The organism is Microbispora sp. NPDC004025, from assembly GCF_053604425.1.
The window spans coordinates 262,775-288,229 of sequence record NZ_JBSGHN010000004.1 but is presented as its reverse complement, the minus strand read 5'-3'; the positions used below and the strand labels follow the sequence as shown (position 1 = coordinate 288,229).

Annotated in this window: 30 protein-coding genes and 3 pseudogenes; 17 read left to right on the top strand and 16 right to left on the bottom strand. The window is 69.1% G+C overall.

The window, feature by feature from the left end; all coding sequences use genetic code 11:
- Window positions 1-339, top strand: a 339-nt coding sequence (locus ACWEQG_RS13295) for a WD40 repeat domain-containing protein (protein WP_452284429.1), incomplete at its 5' end; no start/stop codon positions are given.
- Window positions 340-992: 653 nt separating this feature from the next.
- Window positions 993-1,534: pseudogene (locus ACWEQG_RS13290) on the top strand (DUF4262 domain-containing protein).
- Window positions 1,535-1,904: 370 nt separating this feature from the next.
- Here ACWEQG_RS13290 and ACWEQG_RS13285 read toward each other — a convergent pair.
- From ACWEQG_RS13285 to ACWEQG_RS13275, 3 genes are all read right to left on the bottom strand, one after another.
- Window positions 1,905-3,326, bottom strand: a complete 1,422-nt coding sequence (locus ACWEQG_RS13285; RefSeq protein WP_452284427.1) for a recombinase family protein — start codon at window positions 3,324-3,326, stop codon at window positions 1,905-1,907.
- A 72-nt stretch (window positions 3,327-3,398) separates the two neighbouring features.
- Complete coding sequence (locus tag ACWEQG_RS13280) at window positions 3,399-3,833, bottom strand: type II toxin-antitoxin system VapC family toxin (protein WP_452284425.1); 435 nt, start codon at window positions 3,831-3,833, stop codon at window positions 3,399-3,401.
- Entirely contained in the window at window positions 3,830-4,009 is a 180-nt protein-coding gene (locus ACWEQG_RS13275) for a hypothetical protein (protein ID WP_076435238.1), read from the bottom strand. The genes ACWEQG_RS13280 and ACWEQG_RS13275 overlap by 4 nt, the downstream gene beginning before the upstream one ends.
- 88 nt (window positions 4,010-4,097) lie before the next feature.
- On the opposite strand from ACWEQG_RS13275, the pseudogene ACWEQG_RS13270 reads away from it, so the two are divergent.
- Window positions 4,098-4,199: pseudogene (locus ACWEQG_RS13270) on the top strand (peptide-methionine (S)-S-oxide reductase MsrA); the annotation flags it as partial.
- Window positions 4,200-4,474: 275 nt separating this feature from the next.
- The gene (locus ACWEQG_RS13265; protein WP_452284423.1) at window positions 4,475-5,491 is read left to right on the top strand and encodes a nuclear transport factor 2 family protein; all 1,017 of its coding nucleotides are present in this window, start codon (window positions 4,475-4,477) and stop codon (window positions 5,489-5,491) included.
- On the opposite strand, the gene ACWEQG_RS13260 is transcribed toward ACWEQG_RS13265, so the two are convergent.
- Window positions 5,484-8,171, bottom strand: a complete 2,688-nt coding sequence (locus ACWEQG_RS13260) for an AAA family ATPase (RefSeq protein WP_452284421.1) — start codon at window positions 8,169-8,171, stop codon at window positions 5,484-5,486. The two genes, ACWEQG_RS13265 and ACWEQG_RS13260, sit on opposite strands and share 8 nt — an antisense overlap.
- Window positions 8,172-8,362: 191 nt before the next feature.
- On the opposite strand from ACWEQG_RS13260, the gene ACWEQG_RS13255 reads away from it, so the two are divergent.
- Entirely contained in the window at window positions 8,363-8,776 is a 414-nt protein-coding gene (locus ACWEQG_RS13255; RefSeq protein WP_452284419.1) for a hypothetical protein, read from the top strand.
- Between the two features lie 168 nt (window positions 8,777-8,944).
- Here the strand turns inward: ACWEQG_RS13255 and ACWEQG_RS13250 are convergent, their stop codons facing one another.
- Together ACWEQG_RS13250 and ACWEQG_RS13245 are read right to left on the bottom strand one after the other, a co-directional pair.
- Window positions 8,945-9,196 carry a GntR family transcriptional regulator gene (locus ACWEQG_RS13250; protein WP_452284417.1) on the bottom strand — a complete coding sequence of 84 codons (252 nt, stop codon included), beginning with the start codon at window positions 9,194-9,196 and terminating at the stop codon, window positions 8,945-8,947.
- The gene (locus tag ACWEQG_RS13245) at window positions 9,193-9,330 is read right to left on the bottom strand and encodes a hypothetical protein (protein ID WP_452284415.1); all 138 of its coding nucleotides are present in this window, start codon (window positions 9,328-9,330) and stop codon (window positions 9,193-9,195) included. Before ACWEQG_RS13245 ends, ACWEQG_RS13250 begins: the two co-directional genes overlap by 4 nt.
- 11 nt (window positions 9,331-9,341) lie before the next feature.
- On the opposite strand from ACWEQG_RS13245, the gene ACWEQG_RS13240 reads away from it, so the two are divergent.
- Window positions 9,342-10,061, top strand: coding sequence for an NAD-dependent epimerase/dehydratase family protein (locus ACWEQG_RS13240; RefSeq protein ID WP_452284413.1), 720 nt, complete (start codon window positions 9,342-9,344; stop codon window positions 10,059-10,061).
- 638 nt (window positions 10,062-10,699) lie between these two features.
- On the opposite strand, the gene ACWEQG_RS13235 is transcribed toward ACWEQG_RS13240, so the two are convergent.
- Window positions 10,700-11,440: a TetR/AcrR family transcriptional regulator gene (locus ACWEQG_RS13235; RefSeq protein ID WP_452284411.1), complete on the bottom strand. Its 741-nt coding sequence runs from the start codon at window positions 11,438-11,440 to the stop codon at window positions 10,700-10,702.
- Between the two features lie 101 nt (window positions 11,441-11,541).
- On the opposite strand from ACWEQG_RS13235, the gene ACWEQG_RS13230 reads away from it, so the two are divergent.
- A complete protein-coding gene (locus tag ACWEQG_RS13230) occupies window positions 11,542-12,261 on the top strand; it encodes a DUF2306 domain-containing protein (protein ID WP_452284409.1) in 720 nt (239 codons plus the stop codon).
- 434 nt (window positions 12,262-12,695) lie between these two features.
- Here ACWEQG_RS13230 and ACWEQG_RS13225 read toward each other — a convergent pair whose 3' ends face one another.
- Both ACWEQG_RS13225 and ACWEQG_RS13220 read right to left on the bottom strand, forming a co-directional pair.
- Window positions 12,696-13,001 carry a hypothetical protein gene (locus tag ACWEQG_RS13225; protein WP_452284407.1) on the bottom strand — a complete coding sequence of 102 codons (306 nt, stop codon included), beginning with the start codon at window positions 12,999-13,001 and terminating at the stop codon, window positions 12,696-12,698.
- A 485-nt stretch (window positions 13,002-13,486) separates the two neighbouring features.
- Window positions 13,487-14,110 (bottom strand): NAD(P)-dependent oxidoreductase, encoded by a 624-nt coding sequence (locus ACWEQG_RS13220; RefSeq protein ID WP_452284405.1) that lies wholly within the window; start codon window positions 14,108-14,110, stop codon window positions 13,487-13,489.
- A gap of 102 nt (window positions 14,111-14,212) precedes the next feature.
- Here ACWEQG_RS13220 and ACWEQG_RS13215 point away from each other — a divergent pair, with 102 nt between their 5' ends.
- Window positions 14,213-14,599 carry a winged helix-turn-helix transcriptional regulator gene (locus ACWEQG_RS13215; RefSeq protein ID WP_452284403.1) on the top strand — a complete coding sequence of 129 codons (387 nt, stop codon included), beginning with the start codon at window positions 14,213-14,215 and terminating at the stop codon, window positions 14,597-14,599.
- A gap of 134 nt (window positions 14,600-14,733) precedes the next feature.
- Here ACWEQG_RS13215 and ACWEQG_RS13210 read toward each other — a convergent pair whose 3' ends face one another.
- Entirely contained in the window at window positions 14,734-15,201 is a 468-nt protein-coding gene (locus ACWEQG_RS13210; protein ID WP_452284401.1) for a VOC family protein, read from the bottom strand.
- Window positions 15,202-15,293: 92 nt separating this feature from the next.
- Between ACWEQG_RS13210 and ACWEQG_RS13205 the strand changes: the two genes are divergently transcribed.
- Window positions 15,294-16,307, top strand: a complete 1,014-nt coding sequence (locus ACWEQG_RS13205) for a helix-turn-helix transcriptional regulator (protein WP_452284399.1) — start codon at window positions 15,294-15,296, stop codon at window positions 16,305-16,307.
- Between the two features lie 137 nt (window positions 16,308-16,444).
- On the opposite strand, the gene ACWEQG_RS13200 is transcribed toward ACWEQG_RS13205, so the two are convergent.
- Window positions 16,445-17,170, bottom strand: a complete 726-nt coding sequence (locus ACWEQG_RS13200; RefSeq protein WP_452284397.1) for a MerR family transcriptional regulator — start codon at window positions 17,168-17,170, stop codon at window positions 16,445-16,447.
- A 62-nt stretch (window positions 17,171-17,232) separates the two neighbouring features.
- Between ACWEQG_RS13200 and ACWEQG_RS13195 the strand changes: the two genes are divergently transcribed.
- Entirely contained in the window at window positions 17,233-17,895 is a 663-nt protein-coding gene (locus tag ACWEQG_RS13195; protein WP_452284395.1) for a hypothetical protein, read from the top strand.
- Between the two features lie 85 nt (window positions 17,896-17,980).
- On the opposite strand, the gene ACWEQG_RS13190 is transcribed toward ACWEQG_RS13195, so the two are convergent.
- Both ACWEQG_RS13190 and ACWEQG_RS13185 read right to left on the bottom strand, forming a co-directional pair.
- The gene (locus tag ACWEQG_RS13190; RefSeq protein WP_452284393.1) at window positions 17,981-18,667 is read right to left on the bottom strand and encodes a siderophore-interacting protein; all 687 of its coding nucleotides are present in this window, start codon (window positions 18,665-18,667) and stop codon (window positions 17,981-17,983) included.
- On the bottom strand, window positions 18,664-19,017 hold the full coding sequence (locus tag ACWEQG_RS13185; RefSeq protein ID WP_452284391.1) for a hypothetical protein: 354 nt from the start codon (window positions 19,015-19,017) through the stop codon (window positions 18,664-18,666). The genes ACWEQG_RS13190 and ACWEQG_RS13185 overlap by 4 nt, the downstream gene beginning before the upstream one ends.
- A 28-nt stretch (window positions 19,018-19,045) precedes the next feature.
- Here ACWEQG_RS13185 and ACWEQG_RS13180 point away from each other — a divergent pair, with 28 nt between their 5' ends.
- Both ACWEQG_RS13180 and ACWEQG_RS13175 read left to right on the top strand, forming a co-directional pair.
- The gene (locus tag ACWEQG_RS13180; protein WP_452284389.1) at window positions 19,046-19,471 is read left to right on the top strand and encodes a MerR family transcriptional regulator; all 426 of its coding nucleotides are present in this window, start codon (window positions 19,046-19,048) and stop codon (window positions 19,469-19,471) included.
- Between the two features lie 144 nt (window positions 19,472-19,615).
- Window positions 19,616-19,774, top strand: coding sequence for a hypothetical protein (locus ACWEQG_RS13175; RefSeq protein WP_452284387.1), 159 nt, complete (start codon window positions 19,616-19,618; stop codon window positions 19,772-19,774).
- 36 nt (window positions 19,775-19,810) lie between these two features.
- Here the strand turns inward: ACWEQG_RS13175 and ACWEQG_RS13170 are convergent, their stop codons facing one another.
- Entirely contained in the window at window positions 19,811-20,182 is a 372-nt protein-coding gene (locus ACWEQG_RS13170) for a DUF5997 family protein (RefSeq protein ID WP_363464608.1), read from the bottom strand.
- A gap of 56 nt (window positions 20,183-20,238) precedes the next feature.
- On the opposite strand from ACWEQG_RS13170, the gene ACWEQG_RS13165 reads away from it, so the two are divergent.
- Entirely contained in the window at window positions 20,239-20,967 is a 729-nt protein-coding gene (locus ACWEQG_RS13165; protein WP_452284385.1) for a LysR family substrate-binding domain-containing protein, read from the top strand.
- Between the two features lie 163 nt (window positions 20,968-21,130).
- Here the strand turns inward: ACWEQG_RS13165 and ACWEQG_RS13160 are convergent, their stop codons facing one another.
- Window positions 21,131-22,024: an NAD(P)H-binding protein gene (locus ACWEQG_RS13160; RefSeq protein WP_452284383.1), complete on the bottom strand. Its 894-nt coding sequence runs from the start codon at window positions 22,022-22,024 to the stop codon at window positions 21,131-21,133.
- Window positions 22,025-22,104: 80 nt separating this feature from the next.
- Between ACWEQG_RS13160 and ACWEQG_RS13155 the strand changes: the two genes are divergently transcribed.
- The 4 genes and pseudogenes from ACWEQG_RS13155 (at window position 22,105) to ACWEQG_RS13140 (ending at window position 24,292) form a co-directional block, all read left to right on the top strand.
- A complete protein-coding gene (locus tag ACWEQG_RS13155; protein WP_452284381.1) occupies window positions 22,105-22,668 on the top strand; it encodes a TetR/AcrR family transcriptional regulator in 564 nt (187 codons plus the stop codon).
- 75 nt (window positions 22,669-22,743) lie between these two features.
- The gene (locus ACWEQG_RS13150) at window positions 22,744-23,601 is read left to right on the top strand and encodes a GNAT family N-acetyltransferase (RefSeq protein ID WP_452284379.1); all 858 of its coding nucleotides are present in this window, start codon (window positions 22,744-22,746) and stop codon (window positions 23,599-23,601) included.
- Between the two features lie 54 nt (window positions 23,602-23,655).
- Window positions 23,656-23,910, top strand: a pseudogene (locus ACWEQG_RS13145) (sigma factor); the annotation flags it as partial.
- 25 nt (window positions 23,911-23,935) lie between these two features.
- Window positions 23,936-24,292, top strand: a complete 357-nt coding sequence (locus tag ACWEQG_RS13140; RefSeq protein WP_452285125.1) for a hypothetical protein — start codon at window positions 23,936-23,938, stop codon at window positions 24,290-24,292.
- Between the two features lie 83 nt (window positions 24,293-24,375).
- On the opposite strand, the gene ACWEQG_RS13135 is transcribed toward ACWEQG_RS13140, so the two are convergent.
- Window positions 24,376-25,437, bottom strand: a complete 1,062-nt coding sequence (locus tag ACWEQG_RS13135) for a LacI family DNA-binding transcriptional regulator (protein ID WP_452284377.1) — start codon at window positions 25,435-25,437, stop codon at window positions 24,376-24,378.
- Window positions 25,438-25,455 lie beyond the last annotated feature (18 nt).

The window sequence follows — 25,455 nt, the reverse complement described above, 5'->3', positions numbered from 1 at the left end:
AACTCGGTGTATGCAGTGGCGATTGCCCCCGACGACTCCTGGCTAGCCAGCGGCTCAGCTGACGAAACAGTGCGCCTTTGGAATGCAGACGGCAGCCAGCGTGCGGTTCTGCAAGGCCACACCGGGTGGGTGCGTGGGGTAGCCATTGCCCCCGACGGATCGTGGCTGGCCAGTACCTCGGACGATGGGACAGTGCGTTTGTGGGACCTCGGCGGCGCAAGCAGATGCGTTGCAGCGGTGCGCCTTGCGGCCAATATGCGAGATGTGAAAATTCTCCATCCCGATACGGTTTTCGCTTGTGGGTTCTCGGGCTTGTATAGATTTTCCATCCTCCCCTAAATTGATAAGAGCGATTTTGGGAGCGGCATAACACTTGCGATTCGGGCTCTGGAACGCTCGATGAGACTAATGAAGTTTCTGGTTCGAACCATCCATGCCATGCTCGAATATCTGGAAGGCCCTACTGTGCCCGGCAGGCTTCGCACCCTCTGAGTGCGGCGGGCCGGGGCTGAGGCACGAAGCCCCGGACCTTCGATCGCCCTTAACCCTGCACAGTGACCAGCCACAGCGCGATCGCAACCTGGATAGGTCCGACGGCCCGAGCCTTGATGACGGGAACCTGGCCGGGAGCCATTCCGGCGAGGGCAAGTTCAACGAGGCGCAACCCCGCCTGGACTCGACAAATTTCGACGTGATCGATCGCCGTGGCCAGCGGCGAGCCGCACCCATACGACGACACCAGATGAGCGCTTGTGTCGGTTTGGTAGCCGTGCTGCTGGTTGAAGGGCGCGCGGGCGGTGCGTGCCCGGACCGGCCGAAGAGCCGCAGCCGGGCACGCTTGGAGACCGGGGCGCCCGGCGGGCCGCAGAGCGGGCCGCCCTTGATAGCGAGAAGAAAAGTAGCTTTCGATCTTGGGGGCGAGGCCGAACATCGCCGTAGCAGCGGCCAGAGGCCGGCTGCTCGCTGATCGCGGAGTCCGTACGCTACGGCCTATGTCTACTGATGGTCCGGGTTGTCGCTGCATCGTCTGCCATGACTACGGGGACCGCGATGAGTGGGATGTCATGGATCGGCACACTGTGGAGCACGTCCGGAGTCGCGGCTGGAGCGTGACGATGATTCCGGAGGACGATCTGGGGCCCGGCTTCGCCTACACCGTCGGCCTGTGGCACACCTACCGGTCGCCCGAACTAACCATGTTCGGTCTGGACATCCATCTCATGCACGAGCTGCTGAACCGCCTCGGAGACGGTGTCGCTACGGGGAGCCTGTCGAAGCGGAGCAGGAGCGGCATGACCTCATCGCGCGGCACTCGGTCGTCCTCAAGCAAGTCGACTTGCGGTGGTATCGAGAGTTTTTCGGGCAGGCGATCGCGTTCTATCGGCGTCCACCATTTCCGGTGCTGGAGGTGGTGTGGCCTGACCCCGATGGCCGGTTCCCCTGGCACCCGGACTACGCCGAGCAGTATCGGGAGCTACAGCCCTCGCTGTGGCTCTGGCCCGGCGACCAACGAGATCTTTCTTCGTCTCACTGAAGGTAAGACGCCGCGCTGGGGACGACTTGCTCCTCGGAGGGATTTCTAGGACGTCTTGACGGCGTCCCATCGGGTGGTCCCCTTGACCTTGCTGCTGGCTGCACCCTTGATCCTGTCCATTGACAGAGGGGAGGAGAAGGGAGGCAGCGTATGCAGCGAGGGGAGGATCCGGTAGAGCGGCGCCGTGTGGTGGCGGCGAGTGCGGGCGCCGGTCGGGGTGAGTGAATGACGAGATGCGGGCGCGAGTGGCGGCATCTCGGGCGGCTCAGGGGCTGCCGCCAGTGGTTGAGGATCTGGCGGTGTTGGAACGGGTGGCGTCGGTGTTCCGGCTCGTTGGTGAGGACGGGCTGGAACACCTGCGCCAGGTGGCCTAAGCGAGCCAGTCGAAGGTGAACCTGTCGGGGTCCCACTTCTTGCGCGGGTCGGCGGGCGCGACGGTGATGGTGCGGAGGACCGCGGCGACGATCGCGCGTTGCTGGGAGACGTTCATGGCCTCCCACCGGGTGAGCATCTCCTGAGCGGTGCCGATGAAGGGGATCAGGGGCGAGGTGCGCGACAGGCTCGCCAGCTGGGCGCGGTTCTTGTCCAGTCGCAGTTCGATCGGGGCGCGGGCGGCCATCCATTCCTTGCGGCTGATTTCACGGCTGGCCCAGGCTTGGGCGAGTTCTTCCAGCAGTTCCTCGTCAGCGCGTACGGCGTCGGCGAGGTTGTCGTCATCGCCGCCGTCATGGTGAATGCGTTCGGCGAGGGCAGGAGAGTCGAGCGCGGTCAGCAGCATGTCGCGGACGTAGTCGTCGGTACGGGCGGCGTTGGTGGCGACACCGCCGCATGAGCCGCTGCCGGGAACGTTCGGACACACATAGCGGGGGACTCCTGCGCGGGGGCGGCCGTTCATCCGGTGCCCGCAACGGCCGCAGCGTAGGATCCCGGACAGGAGGTAGGTGCGCCCGGTGGCGGCCTGGCGGCGGTAGTCACGGGTGGAATCGCTGAGTAATGCGCGCAGCCGGTCGGAGTCGACGGGAGTGATGATCGCGGGCCAGACGGCGTCGGCGACGATCTCACCCAGCAAGGGGCGGGTGGTCTGGAAGCTGCTGCGTGGAATGTGTCCCCTTCGCCCACTGATGCGAGCTGAGGCGAGTAGACGCCGCAGCGTCGTCGGGACCCAGTGACGCCCGGAAGGGGTCTTCACGTCCCGCCGCTGGAAGTCCTTGCACACGCTCGCCAAGGATTCGCCGGCCAGCACGCGCCGGGCGGCCTCGCGGATGATGTCGGCCTCATCGTCGATGACGGTGATGCGGTCCTCCGCGTAGCCGTAAGGGCGCATCCCGCCGCCGGAGACCTTGCCCGCCTCGGCGTTCTGGCGTCGCTGGCGCTTTTGTCGTTCGGCCTTGTGCTCCGCCTCGTGGCGGGCTGCTGCCCCGAGCATGCGCGCGATCAGTCGCCCGGTGGGTGTGGCCAGGTCGATTTCCCCGGTGACCGTGGCGAGTTCGATGCCGCGCCGGTCGGCCAGGTCGATGACGTCTTCCAGCTCGCGCGGGGATCGTGTCAGCCTGTCGACATGCCAGCACACGATGGCGTCGACGGTTCCGGCCTCGATGTCGCCGAGAAGTCGTTGCCATGCCGGGCGGGGGCTTCCGGAGTAGGCGCTGACGTCGTTGTCGGAGTAGAGGTCGATGACCTGCCATTCTCGGCGTCCGGCCAGCGCTCGGCAGTCGGCTTCCTGGCGAGCGACGCCGAGCCCGGCGCCCGCGCGGTCCTGGCTGATCCGGCAGTAGATCGCAGCTCTACGCATGGGTCACATAGATACACGCTCGTTGGCACCGGCGTGAGCTGCCCAGTCGGCCTGCCGACGAGTGAGAGCTAATCAGTCGCCGGGCAGGATGGTGAGTCGTTGCCCCTTAGGAAGGTGACGAGGGGCAACGACGAGATAGTCCCGCTGATCCAGCGTGGCGACTTCGCGAAGGTCGAAGCGTTCGGCCAGGGCTATAACGCAGGCGTCGACGGCTTGGAGGCGGAGCGAGGCGTAGGCCGAGAGCAGTTCGGACATCCGCCGGTAGTCGTGAGGTGTCACCTCGATCACGCGAAGCTCGTCGTCGGCGATGGCGGCGCAGAACTCGGCTGCAAGAGTGGGGCTGCCGCGACGCACCGGATCAGAGAGCAGGTGACAGATCTCTGTCACCGCGAGCGACGGTACGACGAGTTTGGTCCAGTTCTGTGCGAGAAACCGGACGCAGCGAACGTGGTCCTTGTCGGCCCTGTTGAATGCCGCGACGAGGGGTCCCGTGTCGCAGAGGATCACGCGGTGATCGCTCCGTCGGACTCCTCGTGGTGAGGATAGGTGAGGTACCGGTCATGGTGGACGCCGAGGTCTGCCGGCCCTTGTAGCGCGCCGACGAGCGCGGCGAGATGCCGTGGAAGCGCGGGCGTGTCGAGGGGTTCCTCGATGTCGGCCCAGCCTTCGTTGTCCAAGTCCATGCTGCCAAGTGTAGGCGCCGACCTGCCAGCAGCCAGTGAGAAGTCACAGAGCGCGGTGAGGGAGAACTTATTGCCTGAGGTGAATCGCTACCACCAGCAATACCTGATCAAGGTGCCGAACGGCTACTGCGGCATCGGCGGCACGGGGTCGATGCAGGGTGACCCTTCCGCCTCATGCCCGACGGGCTGACGACTTCTTGGAGGAGTAACCGCTTCGAAGTAGGCGAGTGCGGCTTTGATCACCCCGAGGGCAAGGGCCATCTCCCCGGCCAAGGCCTGATCGCTCGCCGCCGGCTCTCCTTCCCGTGAAAGGCTTTCGCAAGGGCGAATACAGCCAGACCCGATGGCGCTTCCCATGACCTACCTGGTGCGGTGCGTCTGACTACCGTCACGTTGACAGATTTGCCGCGAAGAGGATCGGCCTAATTTCGGTGGCACCTGAAAGAACATCGAAAGGGGCAGGTCATGAAGGTGACGCGGATTGCGGGGATGGGCCTCGCACTCGGGGCGGTGCTGGCGCTTTGCACGATCACGGGGCCGGCGCAGGCGACCGGGGAAAGCTGGGACAGAGCGGCGGGCTGCGCGGAGGCGCGACCGGAGGTCACCTCCATCAGCGGCTGGGTGTCGCCCAACGCCTGCACCTTCATCAAGCGGCAAATCAAGTTCGGCAAGGTCAACACCCCCGACCGGGTGGGTGCCTACGTCGACATGTGGTCCAAGGACGCGACGCTGTGGGAGCCGGCGAAGGCGAGCACGCCACTGCTCCAGGGTGAGGAGGCCATCAGAAAGGCGATCAGCGGATCGCTCAGCCTGGTCCCCGACTTCCGCTTCCGTGGCACGCGCATCGCTGTGAACGGTCCCGCCGTAATGTTCGAAGCGAACAACGAGGCCACGATCAAGGGACACGAGGTCGCCTACCCTGCGGTCTACCGAGTCCAACTGACCGACGGCGGCAAGGTCGTCCAGGGCCGCCGCTACTACGACCGGCACACCTGGTTCAAGCCGCTCGACCCCGAGTTGCCCGACCTGTTCGCCGACGTCGCCGACGGCAGCACCCCCGACCAGGGCCGTAAGCCCGTCCTCGGCCCCGATGAGCTCGTCGCCCGTGCCGAGGCATGGAACGACGAGGACGCGAAGGCACTGGTGGAACGGCTCACCGGCGCGCCGCTGTCCGCCCCTGGCCTGAACGGCGGCACGCTGCGCACCACGCAGGGCAAGCTCGCCTACCTGAAGAGGTTCTTCGACCAGGTCAGCGATGTCCGGCTGCAGCCGGGCCAGGCCGTCAAGGTCAACGGCGCGACGTACCTGGAATGGCACGGCACGCTCCTGCCTGAGGGCCAGACCGACCCGGTCAGCTTCGGCATCATCGAGCGTGTCGGCGACACCGGTGGCATCTCGAGCGACTGGACCCTGACCTTCGACCAGCTGCCGCTCGTCGCCGACGAAGCCAAGATCACCGAGCTGTACGGCAGGCTCAGGTAGCGATCGCGGCCAGCTCCGCCCGTGAGGAGATCCCCAGCTTGGGGAAGGCCTTGTAGAGGTGGTAGCCGACGGTGCGCGGGCTGAGGTACAGCTGGGCCGCGATGTCGCGGTTGGACGCGCCCGCGGCGGCCAGCCGTACCACCTGCCTCTCCTGCGCGGTGAGAACGCTGAGCGGATCGTCCGCTTGGCGCGGGGCCGCGGGGACGTCGCCGGTGGCGCGTAGCTCGGCGCGGGCGCGCTCGGCCCACAGCACCATGCCGAGCCGGTCGAAGGTCTCCAGGGCGGCGCGCAGCTGGGCGCGGGCGGCGGCACGCTTGCGCGCCCGCCGTAGCCACTCGCCGTAGAGCAGCCGTGTGCGGGCCTGCTCGTGTGGCTGTTCGCCCTGCTCGTGCGCTCGCATGGCCTCCTCGTACAGGTCCTCGTCGTTCTCGACGAGGGCGCGGCAGCGCAGTACGACCGCGTCGGCGGACGGCACGCCGACGCTGGACGCCCAGTTCATGCAGTACGCCAGGGGCTCGCGCGCCCGCCCGGGCTCCCTGGCCTTGACGGCGGCCTCGATCCGGTCAGGGGCGAAGAAGACGGACACCGGCGCGTTGGCGGCCGAAATCCTCTCCAGGATCCCCAGCGACGCCTTTGGACGGCCCAGCGCGAGCTCCAGCCGCCCGAGCCCGGCCACTGCGACCGCCTCGGCCGTGCGGAGCCCGCGCATTCCCGCCTGTTCGATGACGGCCGCGGCCGCCGTCCGGCAACCCTGCTCATCGCCCAGCTCGCCGCACGCCAGGGCGAGCAGCGCGGTGAGCGCGACCGCTCCGTTCCGCTGCCCCAGGTCGCCGATCACGGGGATGATCTCCTCCAGCTTGGTCGCCGCCTCGCGATACCTGCCGAGCAGCATCTGCGCCTGCAGCCGGGTCTCCACGGCGGTGGTCAGCCAGCCGCCCATGTCGTGGGCCCTGCACTCGGCCTCGACGCGCGCCGCGGCGGCCTCGCCCTGACCGTAGCGCCCGATGGGCGCGCACAGCTGGGCCATGAAGAGCATGCCTGGCACCTGGAGCGCGGACAGATCCGGAGCGAGTACCAGCTCCTGCATGAGCGTGACCGCATTCTTCAGGTCGCCGCTGACCAGCGCGGCCAGCCCGAGCGCGCCGCTCACCAGTGGAGATCCGATCTCGGGCAGGGCCCTGAGCAGCCTTGCCGCCTGCTCCGCCAGGCCCGGGTCACCGGCGTACCATCCGCAGCGCACCGCTTCCACGATCAGGTAGGCCGCCCGCTCGGCGTCCAGCCTGGCGACCCGCTCCGCGCCGGTGATGATGAGCTCGCCGGCCGCGGCCTGGCTGCCCTGCTCGAACTCCCGATGGGCGCGCACCTGGATCAGGTGAGCGAGGGCCAGCGGGTCCTGGATCTCCTCGCTGGCCCGGTCGGCCAGCGAGCCCGCCCGGGTCGGCTGGCCCGCGTCACTGGCCGCTACAGCCGCCGCGGCCAGCCGTACCGACCGCTTGGCGGTGTCGGGGGTGAGTTCGGCGGCCCGCTCGTAGGCCGCGGCCATGGCCGCAAAGCCGGAACGGGTGCGCGCCCGCTCCGCGGCCAGCTCCAGCTCGCGCGCCACGTCCTCGTCAGGCGTGGTCGTCGCCGCGGCCAGATGCCAGACCCGGCGGTCGGCGTGCTCGCCGCCGTCGAGCACCTCGGCGAGCGCACGCCGTACGGCCAGCCGCGACGTCAACGGCATGTTCTGGTAGGCGGCGGCCCTGATGAGTGGGTGCCTGAAGGCCACCGCGGCCCCGTTCACCGTGACCAGCTTGGCCTGCTCCGCCGCTTCCAGGTCCGCCAGCCCGGCGGAGAAGGACTCCGCGGCGCGCAGCACGATGCCAAGGTCGCCCGTGTCGTCGGCGGCGAGCACCGCGAGCAGGGCCTGAGCCGTGCCGGGCAGCGCCCTGATCTGCTGCTGGAAGGCCTGCTGCACTCGGTTGGCGACCGGAATCGTGGTGAACGGGTTCAGCTGCCCGGCCTGCTGCTCCGCGGTGAGCGTGGACGGCAGCTCGATGAGCGCGAGGGGATTGCCGCCCGCCTCGTCCAGGACGCGGTCGCGCACCTTCGGCGCCAGATCCCTGGCCGACTCGGCCAGCAGCGCGACGGCGGCGTCGCGGTCCACACCGTCCAGCCACAGCTCGGGCAGCCCCTGTGGGTGGAACTCCTCCCTGCCCGCGAACACCAGCGCGATGCCTTCCGCGTCCAGCCGCCGCGCCGCGAACACCAGCGCGTCGATGGACGCCCGATCAAACCACTGCGCGTCGTCGACCAGGCAGAGCAGCGCCCCGTCGCCCGCGACCTCGGCCAGCAGGCTGAGCACAGCCAGCCCGACGAGGAACCGGTTCTCCGGAGCCGCCGCGCCCAGCCCCAGCGCGCCCTGCAGCGCCGCCGCCTGTGCCTCGGGCAGCACGTCGATCCGGTGAAGTTCGGGACGCAGGAGCAGATGCAGGGCGGCATACGGCAGCTCCGCCTCGGACTCGATGCCGACCCCGTGGAGCACCCGCACCCCCGCGGCCCGCTCCGTCAGGTGGCCGAGTAACGCGGTCTTCCCGATGCCCGGCTGGCCGCGTATTACCAATACACCACTGCGCCCGGAACGCGCGTTCGCCAGCAGCCGATCCACCTGAGCCTGCTCCGCAGCCCGCCCGTACAACATGGCCGAAATCTAGCGGAACGCGGATCATAGCTCCGGCCTGGCAGCTGCGGCGAAGGCCAGGTGCCCGCCCAGTGTGCGACCGGGTGACCGTGACTGGGCACTACCGTCACGATGACAGATTCGGCGCGGTGTCGACCTGCGTAATTTCGCTGGCACAGGGACGACAGCATCACGCTCGAAAGGATCTGACCATGGCTGCCATTGCCACCGCGCCCACTACTGCCGCCAACTCCAAGGCCAAACTGCTGCGGTTCGCGCTCAAGCAGGACGCCATCGGGTCGGGCGCCAACGGCCTCGTCTTCCTGGCCGTCGCAGCGATCTTCGGCTCGATGTTCGGCCTGCCCGCCGCGTTCCTCGTGCCGGTCGGCGCGTTCCTGGTCGCCTTCGCCGCGACCCTTCTCTATCTTGCCGCGCGTCCGGTGGTGAACAGGGCGGCGGTGATCGCGGTGATGGTGGTCAACGTGGCCTGGGTGGCGGCCAGCGCGGAGATGCTGATCGCCGGATGGTTCCCGGTGACCGATCTGGGCACGGCCTTCGTGGTCGTCCAGGCGGCAGTGGTGGCGGGTTTCACCGGCCTGCAGTTTGCCGGGCTCCGCAAGGCCTGACCGAGCTGCGTGGCAAGGTACGCCGGCTCGCACGCTCGCGATGTGTCCATAGGGAGTAGCCGGACTGTGAGACTTCCGGGCAGCGCCGCGCTGCTCGGAGGTTTTGCCCGACTGGGCTGACGGCCTCTTCGGAGGAGTAGCCAGATTGGTGAGACCTCCGGGTGGCTGTCAGGCCTGCTCGGAGGTCTCGTTCTTGTCCTGGGCCATGAAGGAGCCCATGCCCGGGGTGGTGACGATGAGGCCGTCTTCGCGGAGCTTGGCGGTCACCTTGCGTATGGTCACGCGGGCGACGCCGAACTCGCCCTTCATCTGGACCTCGGAGATGAGGTAGCGGGGCGGGTACTCGCCCGACTCGATGCGTGCGCGTACGGCCTCGTAGATCTGCACCCACTTGGGTCGCGTCGGGTCGTAGTCGATCACTTGGCAACCGCTCGCCGGAGTTGGCCATATTCGGCCTGGACATCTACCTCATGCAGGACCTGTTGAACGACCTCGCGGACGGGGTCGCTGCCGGTGATTAGGCTGTTGGAGGCGTCGGTGAGCTTCTCGCCCATGCGCATGCACCATGCCCGTCACTTGTGTAGTCGGTCGTCTGCGACAACCGACTGTAGGGAGCGGGGGCCGATACAACGATGACAAACTTCGCGACCCACTCATAGGCAACGAAGGGATGACTGGAGGTTCAGGGAGGACCCACGAGTCGACGCCGGAAGGCCGGCCGAACATCGCCTACAGCCGGGTCAAGCTGGCCACCGAGCGCGCACTGTTGAAAGCCCACAGCGAGAAGACCGAGCTGATCGTGCTCCGCCCGCCGTTCATCTGGGGTCGCGGAATGACGACGATCAACGAAATGGTCAAGGTCGCCGAGGCGGGACGGTTCGCCTGGATCGATCACGGTAAGCACATCGTCGACTTCGTGCACGTCGAAAACCTGGCCGGTGCCGCGATCCTCGCGCTCACACGGGGCCGCCACCGCGGGGTGTACTACGTGACGGACGGCACGCCGATGCCCATTCGAGACTTCCTCATCCCCTTGCTGGCGACCCGCGGCGTGGATCTGTCCAAGAGCCGCAGCGTCCCTCTGGCGATGGCGGCGCCCATGGCCGCGATGATGGACCGCACAACACGCCTGCTTCGCCGCAAGACGGCGCCCCCGCTGACGAACTGGCTGGTGAGCTTCACCGGCCGTGACCGTTCCTACGACATCACCGCCGCGCGGAGGGAACTGGGCTACTCGCCTGACGTGACGGTGGAGAAAGGTCTGGCGGAGATGAGCTTCTCGTGAGGTGACGACCTCGCGCGCCGCTGTCTCACCGCCCTCGCCATGGATACGGCCCCGGTTCCGCGTCTGATCCGGCCCCAGTTTGCGATCTTGCGCGTATGTTCTGCGAACGTGATTTGGCCCCACCCGGCAACCCGCTGCCCTATATCCGCGTGAAACGCCCTCGGCTGAGGCGCTTCAGGTGGGGACGCTGGGGACGTGCTGCCCCGCGAGGGATCTCTTGGACGTCTTGGTGGTGTCCGGCTGGATGGTGTCCTCGTTCTGGGTGCTGGTCGCATTCTTGGTCTCGTCATCGATTGAAAGGAGCGAGAGGGGAGGCGAGCTTGCGGCGGAGGGAGGACCTGGGAGCGCGGTGCCGTAGGGGTGGCGTCGTGTGGGGTGGGCGCCTGGTGGCGGGTCTGGCTGAGTGACGAGATGCGGGCGCGGGTGGCGGCGTCTCGGGCGGCGCAGGGGCTTGCGCCGGTGGTTGAGGATCTGGCGGTGTTAAGGGGGCGTCGGTGTTCCGGCTGGTGGGGGAACAGCAGTCGGAGCTCGGACGCTCACGATGCGCTCGGCATGGACCGTCTTGAGGCGTAGGTCCGGCCGGCTGCCTGGGCTGAAGGTCCGTGTCTCCCTGCGCGGCGCCTGCCCGCTGACCCCGCTCAGGCCCGGGCGGCGCGTTCGATTGCCACTCCCACCCCGTCAAGTAGGTGGTTGAGGCCGGCGCGGAAGTCGTCGTCCGGAGCGGCCCCCGCTTGGGGGTCGAACACCCCGGCCTTGACGGCGCGGGCCAGCGCCGGGAACCGGGCGGGGTCGGCGAGCTCAGTGAGCAGGGCGGCGTACGTCTCCTCGGCCCTTTCCTCTGGTTCGGCGGGGATGGACGTCAGGAGTTGGGCGGCGCCGCGCACGTAGTGCAGCACCAGCATGACCACGGAGAACCGGGCCCGCGGGTCCAGGGGCGTGCCGCCGAGGGAGCGCAGCGCGGCGTCCAGCCAGGCGAGCTGGCCGGGGTCCATCGGCGGGGAGTTCGCCAGCTGGGCGATCCACGGATGCCGCAGGTAGACGTCGAACAGTTCGACGGCCCATCGGGTGAGCGAGCCGCGCCAGTCGGCCGGCGCCGTGTCGAACTCCGGCGGCGGGCCGGGTGCGGCGGCCAGCATGAACAGTTGCAGGTCGTCCTTGCCGGCCACGTGCCGGTACAGCGACATGGGCGCGCAGCCGAGCCGTTCGGCGAGCCGCGCCATGGACAGCGCGGCCAGGCCCTCCTCGTCGGCGATGGCGATGGCCGCCGCCACGATCCGCTCCAGGCTGAGCGCGGGCGTGCGTCCCCGCCCCTTCGGCTTGGCCCGTCCCCACAGCACGTTCAGCGCGTGCGGCAGCTCGTTCCCGATGTCCTCCGGCATTCCAGGGAGCTTACCAGTTTGCGTATGGTCTACGCGTTGCGTATATGGTACGCATTAAGCGTATGACATACGCATCTCCCAACCTGGCTCCTGGAGCCGTCATGCACACGACGATCGACAGTCCTCCGCCGGTATCGGCCCGACGGCGTCCGTGGTGGCGGCGCCGCTGGACGATACCGCTCGGCCTGGTCACGGCCGGGTTCCTCGCGTTCTCGCTGCCGCCGTACCTGACCGGGGACCCGTCGCTGTCCCGGGTGCCGCAGCCACAGGGGTTCGGCCTGCACTATCCGCTGCTCGTGGCGCACGTGCTGTTCGCCTCGGTCGCCATGGTCACCGCGTTCTTCCAGGTGTGGCCGTGGTTCCGGCGGCGGCACCCGGTGGGGCACCGGCGTGCCGGGCGGGTCTACGTGTTCGCCGGGGTGCTGCCTGCCGGTCTGACCGGCCTGGTCATCGGGGCGCGCTCCCCGTTCGGGCTGTTCCTCGCGGTCAGCGACGTGCTCCTCGCCCTGCTGTGGCTCGCCTTCACCGTGGCGGGCTGGCGCGCCGCCCGCGGCCGCCGGTACGTCGACCACCGGCGCTGGATGCTGCGCAGCGCCGTGCTGACCTACTCCATCATCACCAACCGGGTGTGGACCGGGATCCTGATCGTCACCCTGCCCCCGCTGCAGGACACCGTCTTCCACGGCGATCCCGACCTGATGGCGTGGACGATCTCCGGCCTGTCCGGCTGGCTCGGCTGGACGATTCCGCTGCTGGCCGTGGAGTGGTACCTGGAGCGCGAGGTGGCCCGCCGCGGCCGCCGCACCGCCCCCGCGGCCTGATCCCGCTACAAGGGCACGCGTACCTGTTGGCGTACCCGTATAAGAAACATCTGGACCAACGGGCGTCGAAGCGGCGATTTTCTCAGAAATGGGAGCTGGGCCGGAAAAACCTTGTGATTGGTTGTCGTTGTCTGTAATTGCTGAGCAACGTCAACCGGAATGGAACCTGAACAGAAGGGCCCGGCACTGTGATCGGTGCCGGGCCTTTCCCGCGCTGGTGGACGACGATAGCGGCTGCGCTGCCGTCATTTCGCCTGCTCCACGTAGTGCTCGTGCTTTCACGCTTTCACGTCGGCGATCTTGTAGCGGACGTGCTTGCCGAACGGGCGCTGAGCCTGGGGCTCAATCTGGGTGGATTTAACGTTTTGGGCCTGCCGGCGCTGGGCTCCCCGATGGCGGGCAACCCCGGCGGGGGCCGATCTGCTGAACCTTGATCAGTCGACGCACATCGCCTCGTGGGTGGACCGGTACGCCCACGTGCCGCCACCCGGGGAGATATAGATCGAACGCGTGTAATACCTCCCAGCGTCGCAGTCGTGGCCGACCGCGAGGACGGCCTGCCGGGCCCGCTGTTCGGCGGATGCGATCCCGGCTGCTTGGGTGCTGCCTGCTCCGTCGGCGGTGGCGCTGCGGGGAGTGTCATAGCCGTCGGCGTGCGCGGCCACGGGCGCGGTGGTCAGGCCGACCGCCACCACCGCTGAGACGAGGCCGAGCCGGCGGGGCCAAGTGACTTTTTGCATGCTTCTCCTTATGCGGGACGGGCAGGTGATCGATAAATATTGATTTAGCCCGGATCGATACAGCGCGGTATTGCCGGTTGGCCACAAGAGTCTGGCGACCGTTGTCCTCACGACGGAGTGCGTGGCTAATGCGGCAGCCGCCATTTGCAGGGTGAGCTGGCACAATGCGCCCAACTCTGATCGATCTTGTGACGAGAGTTCCGCACAATGAGAGCAGCCGCTTATGATCATGTGTGTGAAAATTACAGAATTGGAGCGGTACGCGCGGCTGTACGGCAACCTGTGTCCCAAGTCGTGACACTTCCAGCCCTAACGGTCGCCGTCGCTCGCGTAGACCAGGCGCAGTGCGGCGCAGCTCGCCGCTTTCCCGGCCCTGGGTCGTCAGCAGCAGGTCGTTCATGCCCGGCCGGGGTTGGCCGCCGGTCTTCTCGAAACGACGGATGTGCTCGGCGACCCAGGGGTCCGGATTGTCGTGGACCTCGGCATCATGCCTCCCGGACGCTGATCGCGGCACGGTGGTGGCGGGGCGCCTCGACCTCGTCGAGCAGCGCGATCGCGAAGTCCGCGTACGTGATCCGGCTGGCCGGGTCGCCGTGATCAGCGATCAGGTACCGACCGGTGCGCGTGCCGTCATGGTCGAAGTCGCCTGCGGGCGCCACGTACACCCAGTCCAGGTCGCAAATCCAAAGCACATCAAGGCCTGCGGCGTGGCCGAGGTAGAACGCGCGGTACTCGTTGGGATAGCCGGGCTCGTCCATCAGGGGAGCACCGGATGGGCCGGGCATGATCGATGCGAGACCGACCACCACCAGGCGGGGCACGCCCGCCTTCGCCAGGCCGGTGGTCAGGGCGCGGGCCGACGCGGTGAAGAAGTCGTGCGGTGACACGGACAGGTCCACGGCGGCGCTGATGGCGGCGTCATGCCCGGCGGCCGCATGCTCGACGCTCACCGGGTCCGTGACGTCGCCCGCCGCAACTCGCACGTCGCTCAAGTCGCTATGGCCTGAGGGGTCGCGGACCACGGCGGTGACCTGGTGGCCGCGCCGACGTGCCTCCGCGACCGCCTGCCGTCCAGCCCGGCCACCCGCGCCGAAGACCACGATATTCATGGCGAACCGCCTCTCATCAGGGCCGGAGCCCATCCGTCCGGCCGATTCCAGGACGCTATCCGGGCCTGCGGTTACCACCGGGATACCGGCTATCGTGAGGCCATGAGGGAACCCCTGCCCGCCGACATGTTCGACGAGCTGTGCCCGTCCTCGCTCAATCCGATTCGATTCGGCGACAAGTGGGCGCCGCTCATCATCCGCTGCCTCGAGCAGGGGCCACGCCGGTTCTCCGAGCTACGCGTGCCGCTGAACCGTGTCACTCCCAAGGTCCTCACCCAGTCGCTGCGGTCCCTCGAACGGGACGGTCTGGTCAAGCGCACCGTCTACGCCGACGCCACCCCGCATGTCGAGTACGAACTGACCCCGCTCGGCCGCAGCATGCTCAAACCAATGGCGGTCGCCTGCGCCTGGGCGGCGGAGCACTGGGACGACCTGCTCGACGCCCGCGAGTCGTACGACAACGGCGCCCACCTCGACCGCGCCGGCTGACGCGGTGCTGCCCCGCACGCATCCGCTGCGCTGATCACCTCGTACGCCGTCGACTTACCGCGGAGCGGCGGCGGGCCGGCGAAGGAGGGGCAAGCCCTGGCTCGCGTGTACGTCAACCGGTCGCCGTTCCTCCGTCATCGATTGCCGTCGGTCACGGCCGGGCTTGAGCCGGAGGAGCTGGTCTGCTGAGCTTGGCCGGGTCGATGGCGCGCGAACTTCTCGCGGGCGGCCGGCGTGACGGGGGTGAAGAAGTTGACGAGGTTGCCGTCGGGGTCACGCAACAGGAGCGAGCGGTTGCCCCAGGGCATCGTGGTGGGCTCGTTGACGAACTCCTCGACGAAGCCGGACAGATTCCGATGCACGCCGTCCACGTCGTCGACGAGGAATTCGATGATCACACTGTGGTTGCCGGCCGGCCGGGCAGCGCCAGGCGTGATGAGCGAGACGGTCCGGGCGCTGCCGATGGCCAGGGTGCCGGAGGTGGTTCTGAGCTCGGCGAAGTCCTCGCTGTATCGGGTAGCGCGTACTCCCGTGGCTCGCTCGTAGAAGTCGGCGAGGCGTGCGACGTCGCCCGTGATGATGCGGATCGATACGAAGTCCATGGCGGTCTCCCTGCATAGCGGCTGTTCTCCGACCGCAGGCTAGAGCGGATACCGGACAGAAACCGCCCACTATTTCCACTAACTTGTACGGCGTGGCTCGACCTACTCACCGCGTGCTCACGCTGTTGGAGCTCCTGCAGTCGGGCGGCACCCGGACGATGGCCGAGCTCGCCGACCGGCTCGGCGTCGACGAGCGCACCGTACGGCGGTACGTGGACCACCTGGTCGACCTCGACGTGCCCGTCGAGTCGGTGCGCGGCCGCTACGGCGGATACCGGCTCGCCCCCGGGTACCGCGTGCCCCCGCTCATGCTGAGCGACGACGAGGCGCTCGCCGTGCTGCTCGGCCTGGTCGCCGGTCGCCGGTCCGGGTTGACGACGACGACGGGCACGGCGAGTGAGACGGCGGCGGCCAAGATCCGGCGGGTCCTGCCCGCGAGGCTCGCCCGCAGGCTCGACACCGTGATCGAATCCCTCGCCTTCACAGCTCCACCTGGCGAGTCCGTCATCCCGGAGACCGCGGTCCTGCTCTCCATCGCCGACGCGGTGCGCCATCACCGGCCGATCTCGATCAGGTACACCGCAGCCGACGGCCGGCGCAGCGAACGGACGCTGCATCCTCACGGGCTCGTGGCCCATTCGGGCCGGTGGTACGTCACGGGCGCGGATCCCAAGATCGATGAGGAGCGGGTCTTCCGGTTGGATCGCATCACGGATGCGAGGACGCTGCCCGGTTCGTTCGAGCCGCCCGCCGGGCCTGATCCGGCGCAGCGCGTTCTGTCGGCACTCGCCAAGGCTCCGTACCGGCATGAAGTGGTCCTGCTCGTCCAGGGGTCAGTCGAGCAGATCCGCGCCCGGCTTCCCGCCGGCGTCGCGACTGTGGAGGAACCCACACCCGTGGACGGCACGGATCGCGAAACCGAGGGCTGGCTCCGCGTCGAAATGCGAGCGGAGCGGCTCGACTGGTTGCCTCCAGTGCTCGCGTCGCTCGACCGGCCGTTCGTCATCGAGCGGCCGGACGAACTCCGCGGGCTTGTCGTCGCGCTGGCCGACCGGCTCGCGGCCTCCGCCCGTAGGAACCCGTTCGCCCCGGGCGCGATTGCGTGAAGCGAAGGGCCGCCACCGGCTCCATACGGGGCTACCGCTGGATGACGCGGCCGTCCCGTGACGCGACGTACGAGGCGGGCGACGTACGACCCCGTCCGGCTTTGGTCCCGTCCTGGGAGCGAACGTGTGAGGAGCGGTCAGGCCGAGGGGGTGCGTCGTCGGGGGCGTACGGATACCTCAAGGACGACGGCGTGGGCGCCGTCGGCGTCGACGAGGTGTTCTTCCACGGTAGGGCCGGTGATTGCCAAGTGGTGGCGGTGCAACCAGCCGAACAGGTCCTGACCGGCGCGGACCACGTCTGTGGCAGGCGGAACGACCGCCCGGACGACGGCGCGAGCGGGCAGGGTGAGCCGCTCGCCGTCGTGATCGGTGGTCACCGCTGCCGTGAACCCACCGGTCGGCTGCCCGCGCAGCCAGGTCAGCAGGGTCGCCGGCGGCGCCGGGCACAGGGCGGCGAGCTCGGAGGGATGATCGAGGCGCAACCGGCGTACGCGTAGGCGGCGAGATCCCAATGTCGTCTCCTGCGGAAGGATCGACATCGGCGCGGCAAGGCGGTCCTCGGCGCGAGCCGCGGCGGCGGCAAGGGCGGCGATGTCATGCCTGATGCCCGTCACGATCTCGGTCAGGGCCTGTCGCAACTGTGCCTCGGGAGCGTCCAGCAGATCGGCGATCTGGCGTAACGGCAGGCCGAGTCGCTGCAGGCCGCGGATGCGCTCCAACCGTGACAGCTCGGCCACGCCGTACCGGCGATAACCGGTGGACGGGTCTACCGCGGCGGGACGCAGCAGCCCGATCTTGTCGTAATGGCGCAGGGTCCGTTCGGATACGCCGACCATTCGCGCCAGTTGCCCGATTCGCCACACCCTGGCTCCTCTCCCCGGCATGTTGACTTTGTCCCTGCGGCAAGGTCCTAGCGTCACCGTCCATGACCAGTTCGAACCCTCGGACCCGGCTCACCGGTGTCCTGCTGTTGACCTCGTTGGCAGCCATGGTGGCCGGTGCGGCCATCGTGGTGCCATCGGGGTTGACCCTGAATTCGGCCGACCCCGGTGCCGTGCTGGCCGCGGTGGGCGAGCAGTCCGGGCTGCATCTGACCGAGCTGGCCTTCGACGTGCTGGGCTGGCTGGCACTGACCGCGGCCGGGCTCGTGATGTCCGCTCGCTCCGCCCAGGCACCCGCACCGCACCTGATGACGCCGGCCGGCGGACTGCTGGCCGCCGCCGGGCTGGCAGGCCTGCTTCATGACGCCGGGAACCTGGCGCTGACCCAGATGGCCGCTGACCCCACCGCCCCGGCGGCCGCCACCGTGGCCTGGGCGGTACTGCTCACCGCCAAATGGACGGTCAACCTGGCCGGGCTGCTGTGGGTCGCCGCCACGGCCACCGCAGCGGTAGGCGTCCCGATGCCGAACGGGCTCCGCGTCGCCGGTGCGGTCGCCGCGATCTCAGGTCTGGCCGCGGTCGTGCTTCCGTGGACGTCCGGGACCGACGGGCCGACAGTGGCGCTGGAACAGCTCGGGTACGCCCTCCATCTGCCGGTCATGATCTGGTACGGGGCGCTGGGCTGGCGGTATCTGCGTAACCGGTGACCGGCGCCCGCGAAACTGCTGCCCGGACGGCTTCGAACGAGGCGCCGAAGGCGCCGCTGAGAAGGGCGGGCGCCGGGAAGAGGGGTCAGTCCATGCCGCGCCGTCCGGGAGTCCAGAACGGTTTCACGACGACGGCTCTGCGCGACCAGCCGCGTTCCCGGACGAGGTGGCCGCGCACCGATTGGCAACTACGGGCCTCTCCGGCGATGTAAGCGACACCGGGCGTACGGGGGAGTTCCAGAGAGCGGACCACGTCGGCGAGATCGGTCGGCCGGCGGCTCCACGTCAGGCGGTCCGTGTGTTCCAGTGGGAGACGGTCGCCGGGGCCCTCGACCGAGATCGCGCCGTGCACGATCGCGGACGAGGGCAGCGCGCGCAGCATCGCCCCGAAGGCGACGGTCGCGGTCTCGTCGCCGACGAACAGGTGGTATCCCGCGTCCTCGCGGAGGACGAGCCTGCCTTCCGGCGGGGTGAGAGCCGCCGGGTCGCCGACGCGTACCCGCCGCGACCACTGCGCTCCGGGCCCGGCGGACGAATGGTCGAGTACGCACAGGTCGAGGTGGCCGGTGGGGGAGTAGTCCCAGATCGAGTAGGTGCGCAGGAACCCACGCAGCCACGAGCGGGGAGAGCGGGGGTCGCCTACCCGCAGACGGATGTGCATGCCTGGCGTCCAGGTCAGGTTGCGCAGATCGGGGCCGGTGATCCGGACGCGGCGCATGCGGGTGGCGATCCGCTCGATCTCTTGGACCGTCCCGTGCAGGAACAGACTCATCGTGCCGGCTCCCAGCGCTCGCCCGTGGGCAGGTCCACCACCGTCAGATCAGGTCCAGCCAGGGCGATCGCGTCCGCGGCGGTGCCTGTGGCGCGGAACAGCGCCGAGAGCGGATCGTGCCCGTGGGCGTCGTGCACCGGGACCAGCGCCTTCGCGCCGAGTGCGGACGCCCCGGCCACAGCCTGGGCGGGCCCCATCACCAGAGGCTGCCCGAGCAGCGGCCGCGGCTCGCCGCGGCGCGGGAACCACCGTTCGGTGAACCACGGGTCGGTGAGTACGGCGTGGCCGCCCAGTTCGAGCGGCACACCCGAGTTGATCACGCGGGTGACCGCGATCGCTTGCTTGAGCATGCGGCCAACGGTGCCGGTTAATGTGCACATGAAGTCAAGTGAGGAACTGACCATCGGAGAGCTGGCGGACCGGTTCGGCCTGGCCACGCATGTGCTGCGGCACTGGGAGAGCATGGGCCTGATCGAACCCGCTCGGCGGGCCGGCGGTCAGCGCCGCTACGGACAGGACGCGCTGGTGCGCGTGGCGCTGATTCTGATGGGCAAGGAGGCCGGCTTCGGACTGCGCGAGTTGAGCGCCGTGCTGTCCGCTCCCGATCCGATGGACCACCGGGACCTGTTGCGCCGCCACGTCGTCGAACTGGAACAGCGCATGGCGCGGGCGCGCGCGGCCAAGGAGCTGATCGAGCACGCCCTCGCCTGTCCGCACAGGTTCGCCGACTGCCCGCACGCCCGCGAGCGGATCGCGGCGCGTATCCCGCCCGGCCGGAAGGACCGTGCCGCCGGCACGTATTGATGCCCGGGATGAGCTGCCGCCCGGCAAGGGGCCCCTCCTGCCGGGGGAACGACCGCGGCCTCGGGGCCCGGCGACGGCGGAGCCCGCTGGATGCCTTCCGCACGAGCGAAAAGGCCTGCTCCGCGGGCTTCTCGTCAACCTGGGGTGTGGGACTCAGGGCGTGTCGGAGGTGCCGACCTGCCCGAGACCCTGCCCGAGACCCTGCCCGAGACCCTGCCCGAGACCCTGCCCGAGACCGGGGTCGCCTTGGCCGACAACGGCCGTCGCGACGTCACGGACTTGGGCGGCTACGGCACCCCGTGACGGTCGACGCCCGCAGACGTGCCGAATCCCAGCCGTCTAGCGCTGCTTGAGACGGAGTGCCTCTTTGCGGACCTCGGCCTGGACGGACCGCTCGTGCTCCAGCCACGGCGGGTTCTCCGCCTTCAGCGCGTCGATCTCGGCGGTGGTGAGCGGCCCGGTGATGCCACCTCTGATCAGGCCGGAGATGGAGATCTTGAGCTTCGCGGCGATGACCTGCTTGGGGTGCGGGCCGTTGCGGCGCAGGTCGACGAGCCAGGCGGGCGGCTTCGACTGCAACTCGTTCAGCTCGTCCCTGGAGACGACACCCTCCTGGAACTCGGCGGGAGTGGCCGAGAGGAGGACACCCAGCTTCTTGGCCGCGGTCGCGGGCTTCATCGTCTGGATGGTCTTCGGCTTGGACGAGCTCATAAACGTCAAGAGTAGTCAGTCGGAACGGGTTCCCATGACATCGGTAGCCTGAGGAAGTGACTGATGGAGAGACCGGCAGGGTGTTCCGGCTGGCGTACGTGCCCGGGGTGACACCCGCGAAGTGGGTCAGCACCTGGACCGAGAGGATGCCCGATGTGCCGGTCACCCTGGTCGCGGTTCCCGCCGCCGAGGTGGTGGGCCTCCTGCGAGACGGCGGCGCCGACGCCGGATTCGCCAGGCTGCCCTTCGACCGGGACGGGCTCAGCGTGATTCCTCTCTACGTGGAGACCACGGTGGTCGTGGTGCCCAAGGATCACGCGGTGGCCGCCGCCGACGAGGTGACGGTCGCCGACCTTGACGACGACGAGGTGTTCCACGCCCTGGACGACACCATCGAGTGGACGGTCCGGCCCGGGCGGAGCGCGTTCACCCGCCCGGCCACGACGGCGGACGCGGTCGAGCTGGTGGCGGCCGGCACCGGGATTCTCCTGGTTCCGCAGTCGCTGGCACGCCTCTACCACCGCAGGGATCTCACCTACCGGCCGGTGCTCGACGCGCCGCAGTCCCAGGTCGCGCTGACCTGGCCCACGGACGCGACCACCGACCTGGTGGAGGATTTCATCGGCATCGTCCGGGGCCGGACAGTGAACAGCTCGCGGGGCCGCACCCCCGCCTCTCCCGCCGAGAAACCCGCGCGGCGGCAGGCACAGAAACCAGCGCAGAACGGGTCCGGTCGCCGGGCCGTACCGGCCGGCCGCAAGAGGAAGGGCTACCGGTCCCGGTGACCTGCGGCCCCTGACCTGCCGGCGCAGGCGACCCTGCGGCTTGGAGCCCGGCCGGGCCGACGACTTCTTCGGCTTCTTCGGCGCGGCGAACGGTCCGTCGTCTTTCCCGGGCCCGATCGCACTCTCATGTGGTCGCCTGAGTGCGATCCCCGACCCATGAGTCTCACCCCTGCCCGGATGCCAGGGCGGCCGCGGCGGGCTTGAGCACTTCCCGGCACCAGGTGCGGAAGTCTGTCGACGTGGGCGTGGCGGCCGCCCAGTCCGCGTCGTAGATGCCGTGGTCCTGTGCGGCGAACGCCTCGGTCACGTCCTTGATCGCCTGGTCGCCGGCGCCCCGGGAACGGAGCAGCGACGCGTAGTCGTCCATGCTCATGCGACGGTAGGCGACCGGACGCCCGAGCTCCTGGCTGATGACCTCGGCCATGCCGTCAGGGGTCAGCCGGTCGGGGCCGAACACGGGGAGATTCTCCTGTCCCGTCCAGGACAGATCGCTGAGCAAATCGGCGGCGGTGCCGGCGATGTCCCGCGTCGCGATCAACGCCAGCGGCAGGTGACCCGCACAGGTCAGGTGGAACGCGCCTTGCCCGCGGATCGCATCGAGCTGCCCGAGGAGGTTCTCCATGTAGAAGGGCATGGACAACGCCCGATAGGCCGCACCGGACCTGCCGAGTTCGGCGTCCATCGCGAAGGCCGCCGAGAGGACGCCGGCGGGGGCCGGCCAGCCGTGCCCGGCGCTGGACACGCCGACGACGTGACCGACGTCGTGGCGGGCGACGGCGGCGGCGCCGGCCCGGGCGAAACCGAGATAGTGCTCCTCGGCGCTCGGCGCCCGCGGATTCGGCGGGACGAGCCAGAACAGCGCTTCGGCCCCGGGTAGTGCCTTGTCGAGCACGGCCGGATCATCGTGGGAGCCCTCCACGATCTCGACCCGCCGGCGAACCGTGTCGTCCAGGCGCGAGGCGTCACGGACGACGACCCGGACCTCCTTGTCCTGGTCGAGCAACCGACGGACCAGCCGGCTGCCGATCTGTCCTGTGGGTGTGGTGACGACGATCATCGGATCTCCTAACCTGAACATGAATTCCGGTTCCGAATATGGCACGGCTTCCGCGCGTCGTCAATTAGAGTGGAGCGACCATGACCGCTCCCGAACGCTCGTTGCGCGCCGACGCCCGGCGCAACCGTGAGGCCGTCCTCGACGCCGCCGGCGAGCTGTTCGCCCAGCGGGGCGACGCCGTGCAGATGGACGAGATCGCCGAGCGTGCCGGCTTGGGTGTCGGCACCCTCTACCGGCACTTCGCCGACAAGCGAGCGCTACTCGCAGCGATCATCGGCCGCCGGTTCGAGGCGATGACCGCCCTCGCCCGCGCCGCCGCGGAGGCCGAGGACCCCTGGGTGGCGTTCGAGACGCTGCTCTACGGCTATCTGGAGTCCGCGGAGTCCGACGCCGCGTTCCGCTTCGCGCTCCTCGGCCCGAAAGAGCCGAGCTGGAACGACATCACCGCGGAGAAGACCGATTTCTCGGCGATCACCGAACGCATCGTGCGGCGCGCCGTCGACGCCGGCCGCCTCCGTGAGGACTTCCGCGCCGATGACTTCGTCCTCATCACCCGTGGCGCCATGGCCAACATGACCGGCGCCGGTGGCTGGCGCAGGCACCTCACGCTTGTGCTCGAGGGCGTCCGCGGCCCAGGACGCTGATCACTGCTCCGTTCCGGAGACGAGGACGAGATGAGCGAGCTCCGTGCCACAAAAGGGCATGATGTGATGATCCACGTGAATGAGACGAAACACCAGGTTCCCGGCGATTTTGACCTGCTGGTCGCGATGGAGCAGAACCTCGCCGAGCATGCCTGCCACGTGCACCGCCGCATGGAGCGCTCAACCGTCGTGGAGACGGACGACCTCCTGATCGCCGACAGCGGGCTCGACGACGACACTTTCAACATCGTCGCGGCGGCGCGATTCACCGCGGACACCGCCCCCGCCCGGGTGGAGGAGACCGTCCGCGCGCTGGCCGCGACCGGCCGCCCCTTCTCCTGGTGGGTCGGCCCCGCCTCCACGCCGTCGAACCTCGCCTCGCTCCTGAAGGACGCCGGTCTGGAGGCGGCCGAAACCGAGACGGGCATGCGCATGGACCTGCACGCGGCGCTGCCCAAGCCGCACGCCGATGGCCTGGACATCCGCCTGGTGACGACTCCGGAGCAGCTCGCGGACTACGCGATGGTCCTGGCCGCGAACTGGGACCCGCCGGCCGCCACGGTGCGCCGGTTCTTCGCCGACGCCGCCGAGTGGGCCCTCGCCCCCGGCTGCCCCGCCCGGTACCTGGTCGGCTACGTGGGCGGCCGCCCGGTCTGCTCGGCCGAGGTCTTCCTCCACGGTGGAGTCGCCGGGATCTACAACATCGCGACCCTCGCGACGGACCGCCGGCGCGGCTACGGCGGCGCCATCACCCTGGCCACCTTGCACACCGCGTACGACGAGGGCTACCGCACCGCGGTCCTGCAGGCATCCGCGGACGGTGAGCCCGTCTACCGCCGCCTCGGATTCGACGCCTGTGGCCGGTTCACCGAGTACGCCATCGCAGGCGGCGCCTCCGAAGCAACCACGGTGGTCGTCCCCACGCTGCCTTAGCCGGTGCCCGAACGGCGTCCGGGCGCGACTCCCCGCTGGGCGTCGCCTCAGTCGATGTCTGGTGATGCAACATTTCGGGGTGCCGGCGCGTCTCAGCCGGGATGGACGAGAGGACTCCCGCCGGTGGATGACGCGCCGGATTTCGCGGACTTCGCCGCCGATCGGATCGACGCGCTGTTCCGCTACGCCTACATGCTCACCGGCAACCCGCACGACGCCGCCGACCTCGTGCAGGAGGCGATGGTGCGGCTGCGCGGCTCATGGCCGCGCGTGCGGCACAAGCACAACCCGGAGAGCTATGTGAGAACCACGATCACCCGGCTGCACGGCGGCCATGACGAATCTGCTCAACCTGACGACCGGGGAGCGGCTCGAAGATCCAGCGCAGGCGCGATGCGATGTGACCTGGTGCCTGACCGGCACCCAGGCGGTCCGCCGCGACGGCAGCCGAGTTCTGGACCTGCCGGGCGACAGCCCCTGGTCACTCGTGGCCGGCCGCTTCGTCACCCTGACCCAGGTCGACGAGCAGGGACGGAAGGCCGAAGTGATCTTCGATCTCGCCACGGCACGGGCCGGCAGGCTGTGGATCCGCGACGACCGTAAGGCGTCCCCCACCCTCTACACCGATGCGGAGACGCTCTACTTCAAGCGCGGCGACAAGTGGGCCGTCATCCACGACCCGGACCGTTAGGCCGGTGCACCTGTGGCCCGGCCGCGGCGCAGAGACGCGGCGCAGAGACGCGCCGACCGGCATGGCAGCGGCCGGTGTGCCGGTCACGCGCCCTGCGACGTGACCGACTCCCGCAGGCGGATGGGCATCGGCACGCGATGCACTTCACCCTCCCCGCCGTCGTCCTCACGGTCACGGCCGATCTCCGTGAACAGCACGTCGACGGCCTTGCGGCCGAGTTCGTAGTGGGGGAGGGCCACCGTCGTCAGCCGGGGGCGCATCCACGAGGCGATGGGGTGGTCGTCGAAGGACACGACGGAGACGTCGGCGGGCACCTTGAGCCCGAAGTCGTCGAGTGCCTGGTAGGCGCCGAGGGCGACCCGGTCGTTGAAGCAGATCAACGCCCGCGGGCGCTCCTTCTTCAGCAGCTCCCGGGTCGCGGCGAGGCCGTACTCCGGTTGCCAGTCAGGGCAGACGTGGCCGCCGGCCGGCTTGACCCCCGCCTCGGCGAGCACCTCGCGAATGCCGATGAGCCGTTCGACGGCCGCGACGCTTCCACCCGGAGGGACGTTGCGCCGTCCGGGGCCGGCGCCGATCAGGTGAATGCCCTCGCGATGGCCGGCGTCGAGCAGAGTTCTCGCGGCGACGCGTCCGGCCTCGATCTCGTCGGGGATCACCGACGGCAGCGGTGACGGCTGTTTGGGGAGCGCGTTGAGCAGGACGGCGGGGACGGCCGCCATGCCCTTCGGCACCTTGATCGTTCTCGTGTACATCGCGGCCAGGATGATGCCGTCCACCTGGCGGTCGTGCATGGCCTGCAGCAGGAGGCGCTCCAGCTCGGCGTCGCCCTCCGTCTCACCGATGAACAACATGAAGCCGCGCTCCCGCGCGGCCTCGAGTGCTCCTTTGATCATGTCGCCGGCGAGCCGCGACGTGGCGACCGTGTCCGAAATAAAGCCTATAGTCCGAGTTGTCCCAGTTCGCAGCCCTACGGATACGATGTTCGGCCGGTACTGCAACTCGGCCGCGGCCTTGTGGACACGCTGCTCGACATCCTGAGAGATGCGCAGCTCCCGGCCGCGTCCCGACAGCACGAGCGACGCGGTGGTCGGCGAGACGCCGGCGGTCTTGGCGACGTCCGCCAGCGTGACCCGTCGTGGGCTCACCGGGCGACCTCCTGCGAT